Origin of the sequence: Bradyrhizobium sp. AUGA SZCCT0169 (genome assembly GCF_018130085.1) — a bacterium.
Classification (GTDB): Bacteria; Pseudomonadota; Alphaproteobacteria; order Rhizobiales; family Xanthobacteraceae; genus Bradyrhizobium.
This window is the reverse complement of record NZ_JAFCMC010000003.1, coordinates 175,008-192,700: the sequence shown is the minus strand read 5'-3', so window position 1 is coordinate 192,700 and position 17,693 is coordinate 175,008. Positions and strand designations below refer to the sequence as shown.

Below are 17,693 nucleotides of genomic sequence, written 5' to 3'. Positions count from 1 at the left end.
TGACGTTGGAGATCGCGGATCAGCCCGCGGCTGTCGAAATTCCAAGGCAATCGCGCGGCGGATAAATCCGCCCGCGACCAAAACATCAAACGCGCCGGCGCTTGCGCGGACGGCAACCATTGTGCGGGATCGTCGTCACGTCGCGAATCGATGTGACGGTGAAGCCCGCCGCCTGCAGCGCGCGAAGCGCCGACTCACGGCCCGAACCGGGGCCTGCAACTTCCACTTCCAGCGTGCGCATGCCGTGTTCCTGCGCCTTCTTGGAAACGTCTTCGGCCGCGACCTGCGCGGCATAGGGGGTCGACTTGCGCGAACCCTTGAAGCCCATCGTGCCGGCCGACGACCAGGCAATAGTGTTGCCCTGCGCGTCGGTGATGGTGATGGTCGTGTTGTTGAACGACGAATTCACATGCGCGATGCCGGAGGCGATGTTCTTGCGTTCGCGGCGGCGTATGCGGGTGGCTTCCTTGCCCATTCCAAAACCTTTCCTGTGATCTCAAACGCCGCCGTAGTGCCAGCGGCTACACCTAAGAGCGAATGGTGAGTGGCGAATAGCGAATAGGGGTCGAGCCCCTACTCGCCATTCGCCATTCGCTACTCGCCAATTACTTCTTCTTGCCGGCAATCGACTTGGCCGGGCCCTTGCGCGTGCGCGCATTGGTGTGGGTGCGCTGGCCGCGCACCGGCAGGCCGCGGCGATGACGCAGGCCGCGATAGCAGCCGAGGTCCATCAGACGCTTGATGTTGATGCCGACTTCACGACGAAGATCGCCCTCGACCAGATAGTCGCGGTCGATGACTTCGCGGATCTGCAGAACTTCCTGGTCGCTGAGCTGGCTGACGCGGCGCTCAACGGGAATCTTCACCTTCTCGATGATCTCGGCCGCGTTCTTCTGGCCGATGCCATGGATGTACTGGAGCGCGATCAAGACGCGCTTGTTGGTCGGGATATTCACGCCGGCAATACGGGCCACGGACTTCTCTCCTGTCACCGATCCCTCGCGGACCGGGCTATGTTCTTGCTAACTCGGGCAGGCGTCCGCAAACGCGAACACGACGCCCGTCCCCTCAGATTCTTTGGGGCCCGGCATCGTCTGCAACTATCCGACTTGGATGCGGGGCTTATTAAAGGATTCAACTCGGTTTCGTCAACCGTCTCTATCGTTTAGCTCGCTTTTTCGTGACCTTTTTCACGGCCTTTTTGGCGGGCTTTTTGACCACCTTTTTGGCCGTTTTCTTGGTCGCCTTTTTGGCCTTTTTTGCCCCCCTGGAGGCGGCTTTGGCGGCCTTTTGAGCGGATTTGGCGGCTTTCCTGGCGGTTTTGGCGGCTTTTTTGCCCGCGGGCTTGGCGGTCTTCCTGGCGCCCGCCTTGGCCTGCCTGGCCGGCGCAGCTGCCTTCGATGCTTTGGGTTCCACCGCGCCGATGGCGGACAGGATCCGGTTAATTTCCCGGGTGACGTGCTCGATGGTCATCATACCATCGACCGTGAGCAGCTTCCGCCGCTCCGAATAGTAGTGAATCAGGGGCTCGGTCAGGGTCCGGTAGCTCGCCAGCCGCTTCGACAGCACTTCCGGAGTGTCGTCGATTCGCACTTCTTCGCCCCTCGCCCGCATCTCGGCGACGCGATTCTCGACGCGGTCGAGCAGCGCGCTCTCGTTGACGCGCAGCTCGATCACGGCGTCGAGCTTGATGTGCTTCTTCTTCAGCAGTTCATCGAGGGCTGCGGCCTGCGGCACCGTGCGTGGAAAGCCGTCGAGGATGAACCCGTTCTTCATGTCGGGCTGGTCGAGGCGGTCGGAGATGATTCCGATCACGATTTCATCCGGCACCAGCGACCCGCTCGCCATGATGTCTTTGGCCTGCAGGCCGACCGGTGTCTGCGCGGCCACCGCAGCGCGCAGCATCTCGCCGGTGGAGAGCTGGATCAGGTCGTGTTTGTGGACCAGCCGTTGCGCCTGGGTCCCCTTGCCCGCACCCGGCGGCCCCAAAAGGATCAATCTCATGACAATTCGCCCCCCGGCTTGGTGAGCGAATGCCCGCGCACCTGCGTTTTGATATCAAGGATAGTGCAAACCACAATCAGCGCCGAGCCACCACCAAAAAGAAAGGGCAGCTTACCGTAAGCCACCAAGGCTTCCGGAATCAGCGACACGGCCACGAGGTAGACGGCTCCGATGAAGGTCGTCAACGTCACGACGCGATCGAGATGGTCGGCGGTGGGTTCGCCCGGCGCCACGTCTGTAATCGCGCCGCCCCGCTTGTGCAAGACCTCGGCGATGCGCGCGGGATCAAGCACATAGGCAGTATAGATGAAAGCCAGCACGAAGACCGCAATGGATCCGAGGATCATGTGGACCGGCCGGGCGAACTGGATGTGGTCGTAGGCGACGGCGAGCGTTGGCGTCTGGCCGAGGGCCAAGGTCGCAAGCACCAGCGGAAGATAGAAAATCCACGGCGTCACGGTGGCCGGGATCAGGAACCCGGCGCTGTTGATCTTGATCGGCAGCACCGAGGAGCGCGCGGGAAGCAGGCGTGTTCCCGCCTGGCGCGCGGCATATTGCACCGGCACGTTCCGCCGCGCGCCTTCGACGAGCACGATGACCGCGACGCCCACGACCGCGAGGATCGCCAGCAACAGCAGAAGGCTGCCGGAGATCGCGCCCTGTCCCAGCAGTTGGAAGGTGGCGGAAATATCTGCCGGAAGCGAAACGATGATGCCGACGAACAGAAGCAGCGCGAGCCCGTTGCCGATCCCGTGGCGGGTGATTTGTTCGCTAAGCCAGACCAGGAAGAACACGCCGCCCACCATCGTTGCAGTGGCCGACAGCAGGAACCAGCCGCCGGGCTCTGTGACGAGGCCGGGAACGTCCTGAAGACCGGATGCGACGCCGAAGGCCTGGAATGCTGCAAGCAGCAGCGTCAGGATCAGCGTGAAGCGGGCAATCTTGCGGCGGCCGGCCTCACCCGATCGTTCCAGCGCACTCAGCCTGCCCCACACCACAGCGACAAGCTGCATGACGATCGCGACACTCAGATAGGGAATGATGAAGAGCGCGAAAACCGAAATGCGGGCGGCAGCGTGCGATGAAAGCAGCAGGCTGGCCTGCATCTGTGGCGAGAGGCCCGCAAGCGGGATATGACTGCCGAGCCGGAAGGTGAGCAGCGCGCCGATCGTGATCGCGATCCGGCGCGGCAGCTCAGATTTCATCGACGGCGGCCCTTGAGCTTGGACTTGCGGATCAGCCCTTCATACTGATGGGCGAGCAGATAGCCCTGCACCTGCGCCACCGTATCCATCGTCACGCTGACGACGATCAGAAGCGAGGTTCCGCCAAAGTAGAACGGCACCGCGGCGTAGGAGATCAGAACTTCGGGAATCAGGCAGACGATGGCGAGATAGATCGCGCCGAGCACCGTCACGCGCGACAACACGTAGTCGATATATTCGGCGGTGCGCTCGCCCGGACGGATGCCGGGGATGAAGCCGCCATGCTTCTTCAGATTGTCCGCGGTCTCGGTCGGGTTGAACACGATCGCGGTATAGAAGAACGCGAAGAACACGATCAGCCCGAGATAGCAGAACAGGAACAGCGGACGGCCGTGGCTGAGCTGGGTGTTGAGCCACTGGAACCATTCCGGACCCGAGCCGGCGTTGAAGTTGGCCACCGTCGTCGGCAGCAACAGCAGCGACGAGGCGAAGATCGGCGGGATCACGCCCGAGGTGTTGAGCTTGAGCGGCAGATGCGAGGACTGGCCCTCGAACATCTTGTTGCCGACCTGGCGCTTCGGATACTGGATCAGGAGCCGCCGCTGCGCGCGTTCCATGAACACGATGAAGGCGATCACGACGACCGCCATCACGATCACGATCAGGATCAGGGCGGTCGACAGCGCCCCCTGACGGCCGAGTTCGAGCATGTTGGCGAGCGCCGAGGGCAACTCGGCGACGATGCCGGCCAGGATGATCAGCGAAATACCGTTGCCGATGCCGCGCGAGGTGATCTGCTCGCCGAGCCACATCAGGAACATGGTGCCGCCGGTCAGCGTGATCGCGGTGGAGATCAGGAAGAACGGCCCGGGCTCACTGACGACGTTACCGGCGCCCTGCAGGCCGACGGCGATGCCGTAGGACTGGAACGCGGCGAGGATCACCGTGAGATAGCGGGTATACTGGTTCAGCGTCTTGCGGCCGGCCTCGCCTTCCTTCTTCAGCGCCTCGAGCTGCGGCGAAACCGTAGTCAGAAGCTGGATGATGATGGACGCCGAGATATACGGCATGATGTTCAAGGCGAAGATCGCCATGCGGTTGATACCGCCGCCGGCGAACATGTTGAACATGCCGAGGATGCCGCCGGCCTGCGACTTGAACACCTGCTCCCAGGCCGCGGGATCGATGCCGGGCAGCGGGATATAGGTGCCGAGCCGATAAACAAGCAGCGCACCCAGTGTGAACCAGATGCGCTTCTTCAGTTCGTCGGCTTTGCCGAGCGCAGAGAAATTGAGGTTTGCCGCAAGTTGTTCTGCTGCTGAGACCATGTCTAGGCTTTCTCCCGCCGTCCCTCACGCCTCAAGCCCCGAGCGGGGCCATCGGCAGACGCCGGACATTATTTGGTGCTCGGCTTCGATAAGTCCATCGTTCAATCGGCGCATTGCCCGCGCCGCGGCGGGCAATGACGCAGATGTTACGCCGCCTCGCCTTCTTCCTTCTTGGCCGGAGCCAGAACCTTCACCGTGCCGCCGGCCTTTTCGACCGCCGCGATCGCGGATTTCGAGGCGCCATGCACCTCGATGGCGAGCTTGGCCTTGATTTCGCCGCGGCCGAGCAGCCGCAGGCCGTCCTTGGCGCGGCGCAGCACGCCGGCCTTCACCAGCGATTCGGCGGTGACGGTCTCATTGGCATCGACCAGCTTGGCATCGATCGCGTCCTGCAGGCGGTCGAGATTGATCTCGGCGAAATCGAGCTTGAAGATGTTGTTGAAGCCGCGCTTCGGCAGGCGCCGATGCAGCGGCATCTGCCCGCCCTCGAAGCCCTTGATGCGCACGCCCGAACGCGCGGTCTGGCCCTTGCCGCCGCGGCCCGCAGTCTTGCCCTTGCCTGAACCGATGCCACGGCCGACGCGCATGCGCTTCTTGCGCGAGCCGGCGTTGTCGGCGATATCGCTGAGCTTCATCGCGAAATTCCCTTATCTATGGAGCATGATCTTGACCGAAAACCGGTCCCCACTTTTCGGGATCATGCTCCTCCCTGTCTTGCTTACTCGCCGACGACGCGGACGAGATGTTGAACCTTGCTGATCATGCCGCGAACTTCAGGCGTATCCTGCAGCTCGGAAACCCGGCCGATCTTGTTAAGCTTGAGGCCGATCAGCGTCGCACGCTGCGAGTGGTGGCGGCGGATTGCGCTGCCAGTCTGCTCGACCTTGATCATCTTTGCGGCCTTGGCCATCGTCTTGACTCCGAACGGCGCGGGAAACTGCGCCTGATTGTTTATTCAGCCACCACTTCGGCATCGCCACCGACGCGGCGCGACTGCAGCGTGGACACCTTGATGTTGCGGCGCGCCGCCACCGAACGCGGCGAATCCTGATGCTTCAGCGCGTCGAAGGTTGCGCGAACCATGTTGTAGGGGTTCGACGAGCCGATCGACTTCGCCACCACATCCTGGATGCCGAGCGTTTCGAACACCGCGCGCATCGGACCGCCCGCGATGATGCCGGTACCGGCGGGGGCTGCGCGCAGATAAACGCGGCCCGCACCGTGACGGCCGGCGATATCGTGATGCAGCGTGCGGCCTTCGCGCAGAGCAACGCGCGTCAGGTTACGCTTCGCCGATTCCGTCGCCTTGCGGATCGCCTCGGGAACTTCGCGCGCCTTGCCGTGACCGAAACCGACCCGACCCTTCTGGTCGCCGATCACGACCAGCGCCGCAAAGCCGAAGCGCTTGCCGCCCTTGACGACCTTCGCCACGCGATTGATGTGGACCAGCTTGTCGACGAACTCGCTGTCGCGCTCTTCGCGATCCCTGCTCCGTTCGCGTCCGCCGCGTTCGCGTTCACCTGCCATGGTGTTTTCCAATCTCAGGGAGCCTAACGCCCCTGTCCTTCATCTTGGTTCAAAATCGGTTGTTAGAAGCTCAATCCGCTTTCGCGGGCCGCATCCGCAAGCGCCTTGACGCGCCCGTGATACAGATACTGACCGCGATCGAACACCACTTCCTTGACGCCCTTCTGCACGGCGCGTTCCGCCAGCAGCTTGCCGACGGCCTTGGCCGCATCGATGTTGGCGCCCGTGTTGCCGCTCTCGCGCATGGTCTTTTCCAGCGACGATGCGGAAGCCAGCGTCTCGCCCTTCAGGTCGTCGATGACCTGGGCATAGATGTGCTTCGACGAGCGGAACACCGACAGACGCGGACGTCCATTGGCGGAGCGGCGCAGTGAATTCCTCACACGCTGCTTGCGCCGGGCATTTGTAACTTTCAGTGACATGGCCGGCTCCGTTACTTCTTCTTGCCTTCCTTGCGGAAGATGAATTCGTTGGCGTACTTCACGCCCTTGCCCTTATAGGGCTCCGGCGGACGATAGGCGCGGATCTCGGCCGCAACCTGACCGACACGCTGGGAATCATTGCCCGTGATCGTGATCTCGGTCGGCTTCGGCACCGCGATGGTGATGCCATCCGGGATCGCGTAGACGACGTCGTGGCTGTAGCCGAGCGCGAGCTGCAGGTTCTTGCCCTGCAGCGCGGCGCGGTAGCCGACTCCGGTGATCTCGAGCTTCTTCTCGAAACCCTTGGTGACGCCCTCGACCAGGTTTGCGACCTGGGCGCGCGCGGTGCCGTACATGGCCTGCGCCCGGTTGGTTTCGAGCTTCGGCGCGACCTTGACCGCGCCGTCCTCGAACTTCACCTCGACGTCGTCATGCACGACGAACTGAAGCTGGCCCTTCGGCCCCTTCATCTTGACGGTCTGCCCTTCGACGGTCGCCGTCACACCGGACGGGATCGGCACGGGCCGTTTGCCAACACGTGACATGCTAGAATCCTTCCTCAGAACACCGTGAAGAGAACTTCGCCGCCCACATTCGCGTCACGCGCGTCGTGGTCAGCCATGATTCCCTTCGGCGTCGACAAGACCGAAATACCGAGACCGTTGTTCACGCGCGGCAGGTTCTTCACCGAAGCGTAAACCCGACGGCCGGGCTTCGACACCCGCTCGATTTCGCGAATGACCGGCTCGCCGTCGAAATATTTCAGCTCGATCTCGAGCTCGCTGCGGCCGGAAGCATGTTCGACGCTGGCATAGCCGCGGATGTAACCCTCGGATTTCAGCACTTCGAGAACGTTGGCGCGCATCTTCGAGCCCGGGGTCGAAACCTTGGACTTCGAGCGCATCTGCGCGTTGCGGATGCGGGTGATGAGATCGCTGATCGGATCGTGCGTTGACATCTGACGACCCTCCTTACCAGCTCGACTTCACGAGCCCGGGAACCAGGCCCTTGGAGCCGAGTTCACGCAGCGCGATGCGGCTGAGCTTGTTCTTGCGATAGATGGAACGCGGACGGCCGGTCAGTTCGCAGCGGTTGCGGATGCGCGTCGCCGACGAGTTGCGCGGCATCTCGGCAAGCTTCAGCGTCGCCGCGAAGCGCTCTTCCATCGGCTTGGTCTTGTCGGCGATGATCGCCTTCAGCTTCGCGCGCTGGGGGGCGGCGTTCTTGGTCATCCGCTTGCGCCGGTTGTTCTTCTCGATTGAACTCTTCTTTGCCATGCTTGGCTCCTGGGTTTCCGCGTTTGAGAGGCTTTAACTGCGTCTCACTGCCGGAACGGGAAATTGAAAGCGGTCAACAAGGCACGCGCCTCGTCGTCGGTCTGCGCCGTGGTGCAAACCGTGATGTCCATGCCGCGGGCTTCCGAAACCTTGTCGAAGTCGATTTCGGGGAAAATGATGTGCTCCTTGAGGCCGAGCGAATAATTGCCGCGGCCGTCGAAGCTCTTCGGATTGAGGCCGCGGAAGTCGCGCACGCGCGGCAGCGCCACGTTCACCAGGCGGTCGATGAACTCGTACATCTTGGCCTTGCGCAGCGTGACCTTGCAGCCGATCGGCTGGTTTTCACGCAGCTTGAAGGTCGCGATCGCGACGCGCGAATAGGTCACGATCGCCTTCTGGCCGGCGATCAGCGACAGGTCGCCAGCTGCGGTCTCGGCCTTTTTGCGGTCGTTGACGGCATCGCCGACGCCCATGTTGAGGACGACCTTGTCGAGACGCGGCACCTGCATGACGTTGGCATAGCCGAACTGTTCAGTCAGCTTGCTGCGGATGCTCTTGTCATACTCCACGCGCAGGCGCGGCACATAAGCGGTTTCAGCCATCGATCTCTGCTCCCGAGCTCTTGGCAATGCGTACCTTCTTGCCATCAGCCTGAATCTTGAAGCCCACGCGGGTCGGTTTGCCGTCCTTGCCGACATACGCGATGTTGGACAGGTGGATCGGCGCCTCCTTGGAGATGATGCCGCCTTCCTGGGACTGGGTCTGCTTCTGGTGACGCTTCACCAAGTTGACGCCGCGCACGAGAGCCTTGTTCTCGTCGGGACGGACCTCGAATACTTCGCCGGTACGGCCCTTGTCGCGGCCGTTCAGCACGATGACCTTGTCACCCTTGCGGATCTTGGCAGCCATCACAGCACCTCCGGCGCAAGTGAAATGATCTTCATGTGGTTCTTGGCGCGCAGCTCGCGCGGCACGGGCCCGAAGATACGGGTGCCGACCGGCTCCGACTGATTGTTGATCAGCACGGCGGCGTTGCGGTCGAAGCGGATGACCGAGCCGTCGGCGCGGCGGATGTCCTTGCGGACCCGCACCACGACAGCCTTCATCACGTCGCCCTTCTTCACCTTGCCGCGCGGAATCGCTTCCTTGATCGACACAACGATAACATCGCCCACGGTGGCATAGCGGCGCTTGGAGCCCCCAAGCACCTTGATGCACATGACACGGCGTGCGCCTGAATTATCGGCCACGTCGAGGTTGGTCTGCATCTGAATCATTGATGCACCTCGTCCTCTTTCTGATGCGCTGAAACGCGCTTAAAATTTCCCAAAACCGGTCGGGCCAGGCCCGACCTGCTTCAGGCCGTTTTCTTCTGTTCGCCCCGGACAACCGTCCAGCGCTTCAACTTCGAGATCGGCTTGCTCTCCTCGATCCACACCATGTCGCCCGGCTTGAACTCGTTGTTCTCGTCGTGCGCGTGGTAGTTCTTGGAGCGGCGGATCGTCTTCTTGTAGATCGGGTGGGTGAAGCGGCGATCGACGCGCACCACGATCGTCTTGGCTTGCTTGTCGCTCACGACCACGCCCTGAAGGGTTCGTTTCGGCATATCCGGCCTCTTACTTCTTCTTCGCGCGCGCTTGCGCGGCGATGGTCTTGATGCGGGCGATATCGCGGCGGGCTTCACGCAGCCGCGTGGTGTTCTCCAGCTGCCCGGTGGCGCGCTGGAAACGCAGGTTGAAACGCTCTTTCTTCAGGTTGAGGACGGCGTCCTCCCTCTGATCGTCGCTCATCGCGCGAATGTCGGCGGTTTTCATCTCGGCCATGACGGTTACTCCGCAATGCGCGCGACGAAGCGCGTCTTGATCGGCAGCTTGGCGGCGGCGAGCGAGAGCGCTTCCTTTGCGGTCTGCACCGTGACGCCGTCGATCTCGAAAATCACGCGGCCGGGCTTGACCCGGGCCACCCACAATTCCGGCGTACCCTTGCCCGAACCCATGCGGACTTCGGCGGGCTTCTTCGACACCGGCAGGTCCGGAAACACGCGGATCCAGACGCGGCCGGCGCGCTTCATGTGACGGGTCAGCGCGCGGCGTGCGGCTTCGATCTGACGGGCGGTGATGCGCTCGGGCGCCATCGCCTTCAGGCCGAACTGTCCGAACGACAACGTCGCGCCCGAAGTCGCAACGCCGTGGATACGGCCCTTATGCGCCTTCCGGAACTTCGTTTTCTTTGGTTGCATCATGGCTTACGCCCTCAAACCTTCTCTAATGTCTCAAGCAGCGTCGCGACGCGGACGGGTATTGTCGCCTTCGGCCATCTTCTTGTCCTGGGCCATCGGATCGTGCTCGAGGATCTCGCCTTTGAAGATCCAGACCTTGACGCCGCAGGTACCGAATGTCGTGAACGCGGTCGCCACGCCGTAATCGACGTCGGCGCGCAGCGTGTGCAAGGGAACGCGGCCTTCGCGATACCATTCCATACGCGCGATTTCGGCGCCGCCGAGACGGCCCGAGCAGTTGATACGAATGCCTTCGGCGCCAAGACGCATCGCCGACTGCACCGCGCGCTTCATGGCGCGGCGGAATGCAACGCGGCGCTCGAGCTGCTGGGCGATCGATTCGGCGACCAGGGTGGCGTCGAGTTCAGGCTTGCGGATTTCGACGATGTTGATGACGACGTCGGAAGCCGTGATGTCGGCAACCCGCTTGCGCAGCTTGTCGATGTCGGCGCCCTTCTTGCCGATCACGACGCCCGGACGCGCCGAATGGATCGTCACGCGGCACTTCTTGTGCGGACGCTCGATCACGATGCGGGCGACGGCTGCCTGCTTGAGTTCCTTGTGCAGGATCTCACGGATCCGCACGTCCTCATGCAGCAGCTTGCCGTATTCGTTCTTGCCGGCGAACCAACGGGAATCCCACGTACGGTTGATGCCGAGACGCAGTCCGATTGGATTGATTTTTTGACCCATCGTCTTCTCCCGCGCCCTTAAGCGCCAGCCTCGGCCTCGACCTGACGAACCACGATGGTCAGGTGCGAGAACGGTTTGTAGATACGACCCGAACGGCCACGGCCGCGCGGCGAAAAGCGCTTCATCACGATGCCGTTGCCGACATGGGCCTCGGCGACGACCAGATCGTCGACCTCGAGGTCGTGGTTGTTCTCGGCGTTCGCGATCGCCGATTCCAGGCACTTCTTGACGTCGACCGCGATCCGCTTGCGCGAGAACTGCAGGTCGGCCAGTGCCGCAGACGCCTTCCGGCCGCGGATCAGCTGCGCGACAAGATTAAGCTTCTGCGGGCTCACGCGCAGCATCCGGGCCACAGCCTTGGCCTCGTTATCCGCGAGCACTCTTTCGCGCTTTGGTTTGCTCATCGCTTATTCCTCAAGCCTTCTTGGCTTTCTTGTCGCCAGAATGGCCATGGAAGGTACGGGTCGGCGAGAATTCGCCGAACTTGTGACCCACCATTTCCTCGTTGACCGATACCGGCACATGCTTCTGGCCGTTGTAGACACCGAAGACCAGGCCGACGAACTGCGGCAGAATGGTCGAGCGGCGGCTCCAGATCTTGATGACGTCGTGACGGCCGGACGCGCGCGCGGCATCTGCTTTCTTGAGCAGAGAGCCTTCGACGAACGGGCCTTTCCAGACTGAACGAACCATGTCCGGCGTTCCTTACTTCTTCCGCTTGTGGCGGCTTAGGAGGATGAATCTGTTGGTCGACTTATTCGAACGGGTCTTCTTCCCCTTGGTCGGCTTGCCCCACGGGGTCACCGGGTGCCGGCCGCCCGAGGTGCGGCCTTCGCCGCCGCCGTGGGGATGGTCGATCGGGTTCATGACGACGCCGCGGTTATGCGGACGCCAGCCGAGCCAGCGGGTACGGCCGGCCTTGCCGATCGAGATGTTCATGTGGTCGGGGTTCGACACCGCGCCGATGGTGCCGCGGCAACGGCCGTGCACCAGGCGCTGCTCGCCCGAGTTCAGACGCAGGATGACGTAGTCCTGATCGCGGCCGACGATCTGCGCATAGGTGCCGGCGGAACGTGCGATCTGGCCGCCCTTGCCGATCTTCATCTCGATATTGTGCACGATCGTGCCGACCGGCATGTTGCCGAGCGGCATGACATTGCCGGGCTTCACGTCGACATAGTTGCCGGCAACGACGGTGTCGCCCGCCGCCAGCCGCTGCGGCGCCAGGATGTAGGCCTGCTCGCCGTCGGCATACTTGATCAGCGCGATGAACGCGGTGCGGTTCGGATCATATTCCAGGCGCTCGACGGTCGCTGAAACGTCGACCTTGTCACGCTTGAAATCGACCATCCGGTAGGCCTTCTTGTGGCCACCGCCACGAAAGCGAACCGTGATACGGCCGGTGTTGTTGCGGCCGCCATTGCTCTGCTTGCCCTCGGTCAACGCCTTGACCGGCTTGCCCTTGTACAGCGCCGAACGGTCGACCATCACCAGCTGGCGCTGGCCCGGCGTCGTCGGATTGTATGTTTTCAATGCCATCGTCGTAACGCCTTATAGTCCGGTGGTGACGTCGATGCGGTGGCCCTCTTCGAGGGTCACGATCGCCCGCTTCACATCCGACTGCGAACCGAAATTACCGCGGAACACCTTGGTCTTGCCCTTGCGGACCAGCGTGTTCACGCTCTTCACCTTGACGTCGAACAGCTTTTCGACGGCTTCCTTGATTTGCGGCTTGGTCGCCTTGGAGGCAACCTTGAACACAACCTTGTTGTGCTCGGACGCTACCGTCGCCTTTTCGGTCACCACCGGGGCAACGATCACGTCGTAATGGCGCGGATCGATATTCTTCATTTGAAGCGCGCCTCCAACGCATCCACCGCCGACTTGGTCAGCACCAGCTTGTGACGGCGCAGAATGTCATAGACGTTGATGCCCTGGATCGGCAGCACGTCGATGTTCGGAATGTTGCGGGCCGCGGTCGCGAAACCGGTGTTGACCTCGGCGCCGTCGATGATCAGCGCATTGGTCAGGCCGAGACCCGAGAAATGCCCGACCAGAGCCTTGGTCTTGGCGGCCTCGAGCGTCGCCGATTCGATCACGATCAGCCCGCCGTCCTTTGCCTTGGCGGAGAGCGCATGGCGAAGTGCCAGTGCGCGCACCTTCTTCGGCAAGGCGAAGGCGTGCGAGCGCACCACCGGACCGAACGCACGGCCACCGCCGCGAAACTGCGGAACGCGGGCCGAACCGTGACGAGCACCGCCGGTGCCCTTCTGCTTGTACATCTTCTTGCCGGTGCGCCAGACATCGGCGCGGCCCTGCGTCTTGTGCGTGCCGGCCTGACGCTTGGCTAGCTGCCAGTTGACGCAGCGCTGGATGATGTCCTTGCGCGGCTCCAGGCCGAAGATCTCATCGGACAGCTGGACCGAACCGGCTTCCTTGCCCTCAAGGGTCGTGACTTTCAGTTCCATCTCACGCGCCCTCCTGCTCGGCCGGTGCAGCAGCCTGCTCGGCGCCGCCGACAACCCTGAACTTGCCGGGCTTCGGAGCTTCCTTCGGCAACGGCTTCTTCACCGCATCACGCACCGAGATCCACCCGCCCTTGGAGCCGGGAACGGCACCCTCGACGAGGATCAGGCCGCGCTCGACGTCGGTCTGCACAACGCGCAGGTTGAGCGTGGTGATGCGATCGACGCCCATGTGACCGGGCATCTTCTTGTTCTTGAAGGTCTTGCCGGGATCCTGACGTCCGCCGGTCGAACCGATCGAACGATGCGAAACCGACACACCGTGGGTGGCGCGAAGACCGCCGAAGTTCCAGCGCTTCATGCCGCCGGCAAACCCCTTACCGACCGAGGTGCCGGTGACGTCGACAAACTGGCCGACCACGAAATGGTCCGCCTGAATTTCGGCGCCAACCGGGATCAGCGCGTCCTCAGACACGCGGAACTCGGTGACCTTCCGCTTGGGCTCGACCTTGGACACCGCAAACTGGCCGCGCTCTGCCTTGGGCAGATAGACGGTCTTGCGGGTACCGGAACCGAGCTGCAGCGCAACGTAACCGTTCTTTTCGGTCGTGCGGTGGCCCAGAACCTGGCAATTGCCCAGCTTCAGCACGGTCACAGGGATATGTTCACCGGTCTCCGTAAAGACCCGCGTCATCCCGACCTTTTGTGCGATCACTCCGGAGCGCATCGGCGTGCTTCCTGTTCTTTCTGTCCGCTAACTTCGGACGATCTAAAAAAATCTAGAGCTTGATCTCGACGTCGACACCGGCGGCCAGGTCGAGCTTCATCAAAGCATCGACGGTCTGCGGAGTCGGGTCGACAATGTCGAGCAGGCGCTTGTGGGTGCGCATCTCGAACTGCTCGCGGCTCTTCTTGTCGACGTGCGGTGAACGGTTGACGGTGAACTTCTCGATGCGGGTGGGCAGCGGAATGGGTCCGCGAACCTGAGCACCGGTGCGTTTCGCCGTGTTCACGATCTCGCGGGTCGACGTATCGAGAATTCGATGGTCGAACGCCTTGAGACGGATGCGAATATTTTGGCCGTTCATTGCCGCTGTCTTTCTTTGTCGTCGTATCTGCGAATGGTGGCTAGCGAGTAGCGGATGATTTCATCCGCCACTCGCCAATTCCTGTTCGCTTACTCAATGATGGCGGAGACGACACCCGAGCCGACGGTGCGGCCACCTTCGCGGATCGCGAAGCGGAGCTTCTCTTCCATCGCGATCGGCACGATCAGATGCACTTCCATCGCGATGTTGTCGCCCGGCATCACCATTTCGGTGCCTTCGGGCAGATGCACGACGCCGGTCACGTCGGTGGTGCGGAAGTAGAACTGCGGCCGGTAGTTGGTGAAGAACGGGGTGTGACGACCGCCCTCTTCCTTGGTCAGGATATAAGCCTCAGCCTTGAACTTGGTGTGCGGCTTGACCGAACCCGGCTTGCACAGCACCTGGCCACGCTCGACTTCCTCGCGCTTGGTACCGCGCAGCAGCGCACCGATGTTGTCGCCGGCCTGGCCCTGATCGAGCAGCTTGCGGAACATTTCGACGCCGGTGACGATGGTCTTCTGGGTATCGCGCAGACCGACGATTTCGATTTCCTCGCCGACCTTGACGATGCCGCGTTCGACACGGCCGGTCACCACAGTGCCGCGGCCCGAGATCGAGAACACGTCTTCGACCGGCATCAGGAACGGCTGGTCGATCGGACGCGCCGGCTGCGGGATGCTTTCGTCGACGGCCTTCATCAGCTCGAGAACCGCATCGTGGCCGAGCTTCTTGTCCTTGTCTTCGAGGGCGGCGAGAGCCGAACCCTTGATGATCGGGATGGTGTCGCCCGGGAATTCGTACTTCGAAAGCAGTTCGCGGACTTCCATCTCGACCAGTTCGAGCAGTTCCGGATCGTCGACCATGTCGCACTTGTTCAGGAACACGACGAGCGCGGGAACGCCGACCTGACGGGCGAGCAGGATGTGCTCGCGGGTCTGCGGCATCGGGCCGTCGGCGGCCGACACCACCAGGATCGCGCCGTCCATCTGCGCCGCACCGGTGATCATGTTCTTGACGTAGTCGGCGTGGCCCGGGCAGTCGACGTGGGCGTAGTGCCGGTTGGCGGTTTCGTATTCGACGTGAGCGGTCGAGATCGTGATGCCGCGCGCCTTTTCTTCGGGCGCCTTGTCGATCTGATCGTACGCCGTGAACGTCGCACCGCCGGTTTCAGCCAAAACCTTGGTGATCGCTGCGGTCAGCGAAGTCTTGCCATGGTCGACGTGACCGATGGTTCCGATATTGCAGTGCGGTTTGTTACGTTCAAATTTTGCTTTGGCCATTTGACTCTCCGTTTAATCGTTGACTGCCGCCAACGACAATCAGGCAAACTTCTTCTGGACTTCTGCCGACACGTTCGCGGGTGCTTCCGCGTAGTGATCGAATTGCATGGTAAAGGTCGCGCGTCCCTGGCTCATCGAGCGCAGGTTATTCACGTACCCGAACATGTTCATGAGCGGCACCATCGCGTTGATGACGTTGGCGTTGCCGCGCATGTCTTGACCCTGGATCTGGCCGCGCCGCGAATTCAGATCGCCGATGACCGAACCGGTGTAGTCTTCCGGGGTCACCACTTCGACCTTCATGATCGGCTCGAGCAGGACGGACTTGCCCTTCTGCAGCGCTTCGCGGAACGCCGCGCGCGATGCAATTTCGAAGGCCAGCGCCGACGAGTCGACGTCGTGATACTTGCCGTCGACCAGCGTCACCTTGACGTCCACCACCGGGAAGCCGGCGACGACGCCGGAACCCATGACGCTGTTGAGGCCCTTTTCGACGCCGGGGATGTATTCCTTCGGCACCGAACCACCAACAACCTTGGACTCGAATTCGTAGCCCTTGCCGGGCTCGTTCGGCTCGACCACGATCGACACTTCGGCGAACTGACCGGTACCGCCGGTCTGCTTCTTGTGCGTGTACTTGACCTCGGCCTTTTTGGTGACGCGCTCACGGAACGCCACCTGCGGCGCGCCAATGTTCGCATCGACTTTGTAGGTACGGCGCAGGATGTCGACCTTGATGTCGAGGTGGAGCTCGCCCATGCCCTTGAGGATGGTCTGGCCGGACTCCTGGTCGGTCGACACCCGGAACGACGGATCTTCCGCAGCGAGCTTCGCCAGTGCGACGCCGAGCTTTTCCTGGTCGGCTTTCGACTTCGGCTCGATCGCGATTTCGATCACCGGCTCCGGGAATTCCATCTTTTCCAGGATCACCTGCTTGTCGGGATCGCACAGCGTGTCACCGGTGCGCGCTTCCTTCAGGCCGGCCAGCGCGACGATGTCGCCGGCATAAGCTTCCTTGATGTCTTCGCGGTTGTTCGCATGCATCAAAAGCATGCGGCCGATACGTTCTTTCTTCTCGCGGGTCGAGTTGACCACGCCGGTACCGCTCATCAGCACACCCGAATAGATGCGGCAGAAGGTGATGGTGCCGACGAACGGATCGTCCATGATCTTGAATGCGAGCAGAGCCAGCGGCTCCTTGTCGTCGGCCTTGCGGGTGACTTCGTTGCCGTCGTCATCGATGCCCTTGATCGCGGGCACGTCGACCGGTGACGGCAGATAGTCCACGACCGCGTCGAGCAGCGGCTGCACGCCCTTGTTCTTGAACGCCGAGCCGCACAGCACCGGGAAGAACGCGCCGGTCAGCACGGCCTTGCGGATCATGCGCTTCAAGGTCGCGACATCGGGCTCCTTGCCGTCGAGGTAAGCTGCAAGAACGTCGTCGTCGAGTTCGACGGCGGCTTCCAGCAGCTTCTCGCGATATTCATTGGCCTTCTCGACCATGTCTTCGGGAATATCGATGTCGACGAACTTGGCGTCGAGCTTCTCTTCTTCCCAGACCACGCCCTTCATGCGGACGAGATCGACCAGGCCCTTGAAGTTGTTTTCGGAGCCGATCGGAAGCTGGATCGCAATCGGCTTGGCGCCGAGGCGATCGACAATATCCTGCATGCATTTGTAGAAGTCGGCGCCGGTCTTATCCATCTTGTTGGCGAAGACGATGCGCGGAACGCGGTACTTGTCGCCCTGACGCCAGACGGTTTCGGTCTGGGGTTCGACGCCCTGGTTGGAGTCGAGCACGCATACCGCGCCGTCGAGCACGCGCAGCGAACGTTCGACTTCAATGGTGAAGTCGACGTGGCCGGGGGTGTCGATGATGTTGAGGCGCTTGCCTTCCCAGAACGCGGTGGTCGCAGCCGATGTAATCGTAATGCCGCGCTCCTGCTCCTGCTCCATCCAGTCCATCGTCGCGGCACCTTCGTGCACTTCGCCGATCTTGTGGCTCTTGCCGGTATAATAAAGGATGCGCTCGGTGGTCGTGGTCTTGCCGGCATCGATATGCGCCATGATACCGAAGTTGCGGTAGTTCTCTATGGCATGAACGCGGGGCATGGGTTGTTCCTTAA

28 protein-coding genes are annotated in these 17,693 nt (G+C 62.1%); all 28 read right to left on the bottom strand.

Annotated features, from left to right (window positions below; all coding sequences use genetic code 11):
- Window positions 1–85: 85 nt before the first annotated feature.
- The 28 genes from rpsK to fusA all read right to left on the bottom strand — a co-directional run bounded on the left by rpsK (window position 86) and on the right by fusA (window position 17,679).
- On the bottom strand, window positions 86–475 hold the full coding sequence (gene rpsK, locus JQ609_RS04705) for a 30S ribosomal protein S11 (protein ID WP_192733848.1): 390 nt from the start codon (window positions 473–475) through the stop codon (window positions 86–88).
- A 130-nt stretch (window positions 476–605) separates the two neighbouring features.
- On the bottom strand, window positions 606–974 hold the full coding sequence (rpsM, locus tag JQ609_RS04700) for a 30S ribosomal protein S13 (RefSeq protein WP_211998091.1): 369 nt from the start codon (window positions 972–974) through the stop codon (window positions 606–608).
- Between the two features lie 184 nt (window positions 975–1,158).
- Complete coding sequence (locus JQ609_RS04695; RefSeq protein ID WP_212272179.1) at window positions 1,159–2,004, bottom strand: adenylate kinase; 846 nt, start codon at window positions 2,002–2,004, stop codon at window positions 1,159–1,161.
- A complete protein-coding gene (locus tag JQ609_RS04690) occupies window positions 2,001–3,110 on the bottom strand; it encodes a preprotein translocase subunit SecY (RefSeq protein WP_249127646.1) in 1,110 nt (369 codons plus the stop codon). Before JQ609_RS04690 ends, JQ609_RS04695 begins: the two co-directional genes overlap by 4 nt.
- Window positions 3,111–3,205: 95 nt before the next feature.
- Entirely contained in the window at window positions 3,206–4,537 is a 1,332-nt protein-coding gene (gene secY / locus JQ609_RS04685; RefSeq protein WP_212211781.1) for a preprotein translocase subunit SecY, read from the bottom strand.
- A gap of 146 nt (window positions 4,538–4,683) precedes the next feature.
- Window positions 4,684–5,172: a 50S ribosomal protein L15 gene (gene rplO, locus JQ609_RS04680; RefSeq protein WP_212211783.1), complete on the bottom strand. Its 489-nt coding sequence runs from the start codon at window positions 5,170–5,172 to the stop codon at window positions 4,684–4,686.
- Between the two features lie 83 nt (window positions 5,173–5,255).
- Window positions 5,256–5,447 carry a 50S ribosomal protein L30 gene (rpmD, locus tag JQ609_RS04675; RefSeq protein ID WP_192733854.1) on the bottom strand — a complete coding sequence of 64 codons (192 nt, stop codon included), beginning with the start codon at window positions 5,445–5,447 and terminating at the stop codon, window positions 5,256–5,258.
- A 41-nt stretch (window positions 5,448–5,488) separates the two neighbouring features.
- Window positions 5,489–6,064, bottom strand: coding sequence for a 30S ribosomal protein S5 (gene rpsE, locus JQ609_RS04670; protein ID WP_028349043.1), 576 nt, complete (start codon window positions 6,062–6,064; stop codon window positions 5,489–5,491).
- 62 nt (window positions 6,065–6,126) lie between these two features.
- Window positions 6,127–6,486: a 50S ribosomal protein L18 gene (gene rplR / locus JQ609_RS04665; RefSeq protein WP_212035204.1), complete on the bottom strand. Its 360-nt coding sequence runs from the start codon at window positions 6,484–6,486 to the stop codon at window positions 6,127–6,129.
- 11 nt (window positions 6,487–6,497) lie between these two features.
- Window positions 6,498–7,031, bottom strand: coding sequence for a 50S ribosomal protein L6 (gene rplF / locus JQ609_RS04660; RefSeq protein ID WP_192733856.1), 534 nt, complete (start codon window positions 7,029–7,031; stop codon window positions 6,498–6,500).
- A gap of 14 nt (window positions 7,032–7,045) precedes the next feature.
- Entirely contained in the window at window positions 7,046–7,444 is a 399-nt protein-coding gene (gene rpsH / locus JQ609_RS04655; protein WP_211998087.1) for a 30S ribosomal protein S8, read from the bottom strand.
- 13 nt (window positions 7,445–7,457) lie between these two features.
- Entirely contained in the window at window positions 7,458–7,763 is a 306-nt protein-coding gene (gene rpsN, locus JQ609_RS04650) for a 30S ribosomal protein S14 (RefSeq protein WP_074276047.1), read from the bottom strand.
- 44 nt (window positions 7,764–7,807) lie between these two features.
- Window positions 7,808–8,365 (bottom strand): 50S ribosomal protein L5, encoded by a 558-nt coding sequence (gene rplE / locus JQ609_RS04645; RefSeq protein WP_192733859.1) that lies wholly within the window; start codon window positions 8,363–8,365, stop codon window positions 7,808–7,810.
- Entirely contained in the window at window positions 8,358–8,672 is a 315-nt protein-coding gene (rplX, locus tag JQ609_RS04640; protein WP_192733860.1) for a 50S ribosomal protein L24, read from the bottom strand. The genes rplE and rplX overlap by 8 nt, the downstream gene beginning before the upstream one ends.
- Entirely contained in the window at window positions 8,672–9,040 is a 369-nt protein-coding gene (gene rplN / locus JQ609_RS04635; RefSeq protein ID WP_011473865.1) for a 50S ribosomal protein L14, read from the bottom strand. Before rplN ends, rplX begins: the two co-directional genes overlap by 1 nt.
- Window positions 9,041–9,120: 80 nt before the next feature.
- A complete protein-coding gene (rpsQ, locus tag JQ609_RS04630; protein WP_192733861.1) occupies window positions 9,121–9,369 on the bottom strand; it encodes a 30S ribosomal protein S17 in 249 nt (82 codons plus the stop codon).
- 10 nt (window positions 9,370–9,379) lie between these two features.
- Complete coding sequence (rpmC, locus tag JQ609_RS04625) at window positions 9,380–9,586, bottom strand: 50S ribosomal protein L29 (RefSeq protein ID WP_192733862.1); 207 nt, start codon at window positions 9,584–9,586, stop codon at window positions 9,380–9,382.
- Between the two features lie 5 nt (window positions 9,587–9,591).
- Entirely contained in the window at window positions 9,592–10,005 is a 414-nt protein-coding gene (gene rplP / locus JQ609_RS04620) for a 50S ribosomal protein L16 (RefSeq protein WP_025588649.1), read from the bottom strand.
- Window positions 10,006–10,035: 30 nt separating this feature from the next.
- A complete protein-coding gene (rpsC, locus tag JQ609_RS04615) occupies window positions 10,036–10,734 on the bottom strand; it encodes a 30S ribosomal protein S3 (protein ID WP_192733863.1) in 699 nt (232 codons plus the stop codon).
- A gap of 17 nt (window positions 10,735–10,751) precedes the next feature.
- Window positions 10,752–11,138: a 50S ribosomal protein L22 gene (rplV, locus tag JQ609_RS04610; protein WP_192733864.1), complete on the bottom strand. Its 387-nt coding sequence runs from the start codon at window positions 11,136–11,138 to the stop codon at window positions 10,752–10,754.
- 10 nt (window positions 11,139–11,148) lie between these two features.
- Window positions 11,149–11,427 carry a 30S ribosomal protein S19 gene (gene rpsS, locus JQ609_RS04605; RefSeq protein ID WP_027536815.1) on the bottom strand — a complete coding sequence of 93 codons (279 nt, stop codon included), beginning with the start codon at window positions 11,425–11,427 and terminating at the stop codon, window positions 11,149–11,151.
- Window positions 11,428–11,439: 12 nt separating this feature from the next.
- A complete protein-coding gene (gene rplB, locus JQ609_RS04600) occupies window positions 11,440–12,273 on the bottom strand; it encodes a 50S ribosomal protein L2 (protein ID WP_211998086.1) in 834 nt (277 codons plus the stop codon).
- 12 nt (window positions 12,274–12,285) lie between these two features.
- Window positions 12,286–12,585, bottom strand: a complete 300-nt coding sequence (locus tag JQ609_RS04595) for a 50S ribosomal protein L23 (protein ID WP_192733866.1) — start codon at window positions 12,583–12,585, stop codon at window positions 12,286–12,288.
- Complete coding sequence (gene rplD, locus JQ609_RS04590) at window positions 12,582–13,202, bottom strand: 50S ribosomal protein L4 (RefSeq protein ID WP_192733867.1); 621 nt, start codon at window positions 13,200–13,202, stop codon at window positions 12,582–12,584. Before rplD ends, JQ609_RS04595 begins: the two co-directional genes overlap by 4 nt.
- 1 nt (window position 13,203) lies before the next feature.
- The gene (gene rplC / locus JQ609_RS04585) at window positions 13,204–13,926 is read right to left on the bottom strand and encodes a 50S ribosomal protein L3 (protein ID WP_192733868.1); all 723 of its coding nucleotides are present in this window, start codon (window positions 13,924–13,926) and stop codon (window positions 13,204–13,206) included.
- A 52-nt stretch (window positions 13,927–13,978) separates the two neighbouring features.
- Window positions 13,979–14,287 (bottom strand): 30S ribosomal protein S10, encoded by a 309-nt coding sequence (rpsJ, locus tag JQ609_RS04580; RefSeq protein WP_002712302.1) that lies wholly within the window; start codon window positions 14,285–14,287, stop codon window positions 13,979–13,981.
- A gap of 89 nt (window positions 14,288–14,376) precedes the next feature.
- Entirely contained in the window at window positions 14,377–15,567 is a 1,191-nt protein-coding gene (gene tuf / locus JQ609_RS04575; RefSeq protein ID WP_192733869.1) for an elongation factor Tu, read from the bottom strand.
- Between the two features lie 39 nt (window positions 15,568–15,606).
- Window positions 15,607–17,679, bottom strand: a complete 2,073-nt coding sequence (gene fusA, locus JQ609_RS04570) for an elongation factor G (protein WP_212211784.1) — start codon at window positions 17,677–17,679, stop codon at window positions 15,607–15,609.
- Window positions 17,680–17,693 lie beyond the last annotated feature (14 nt).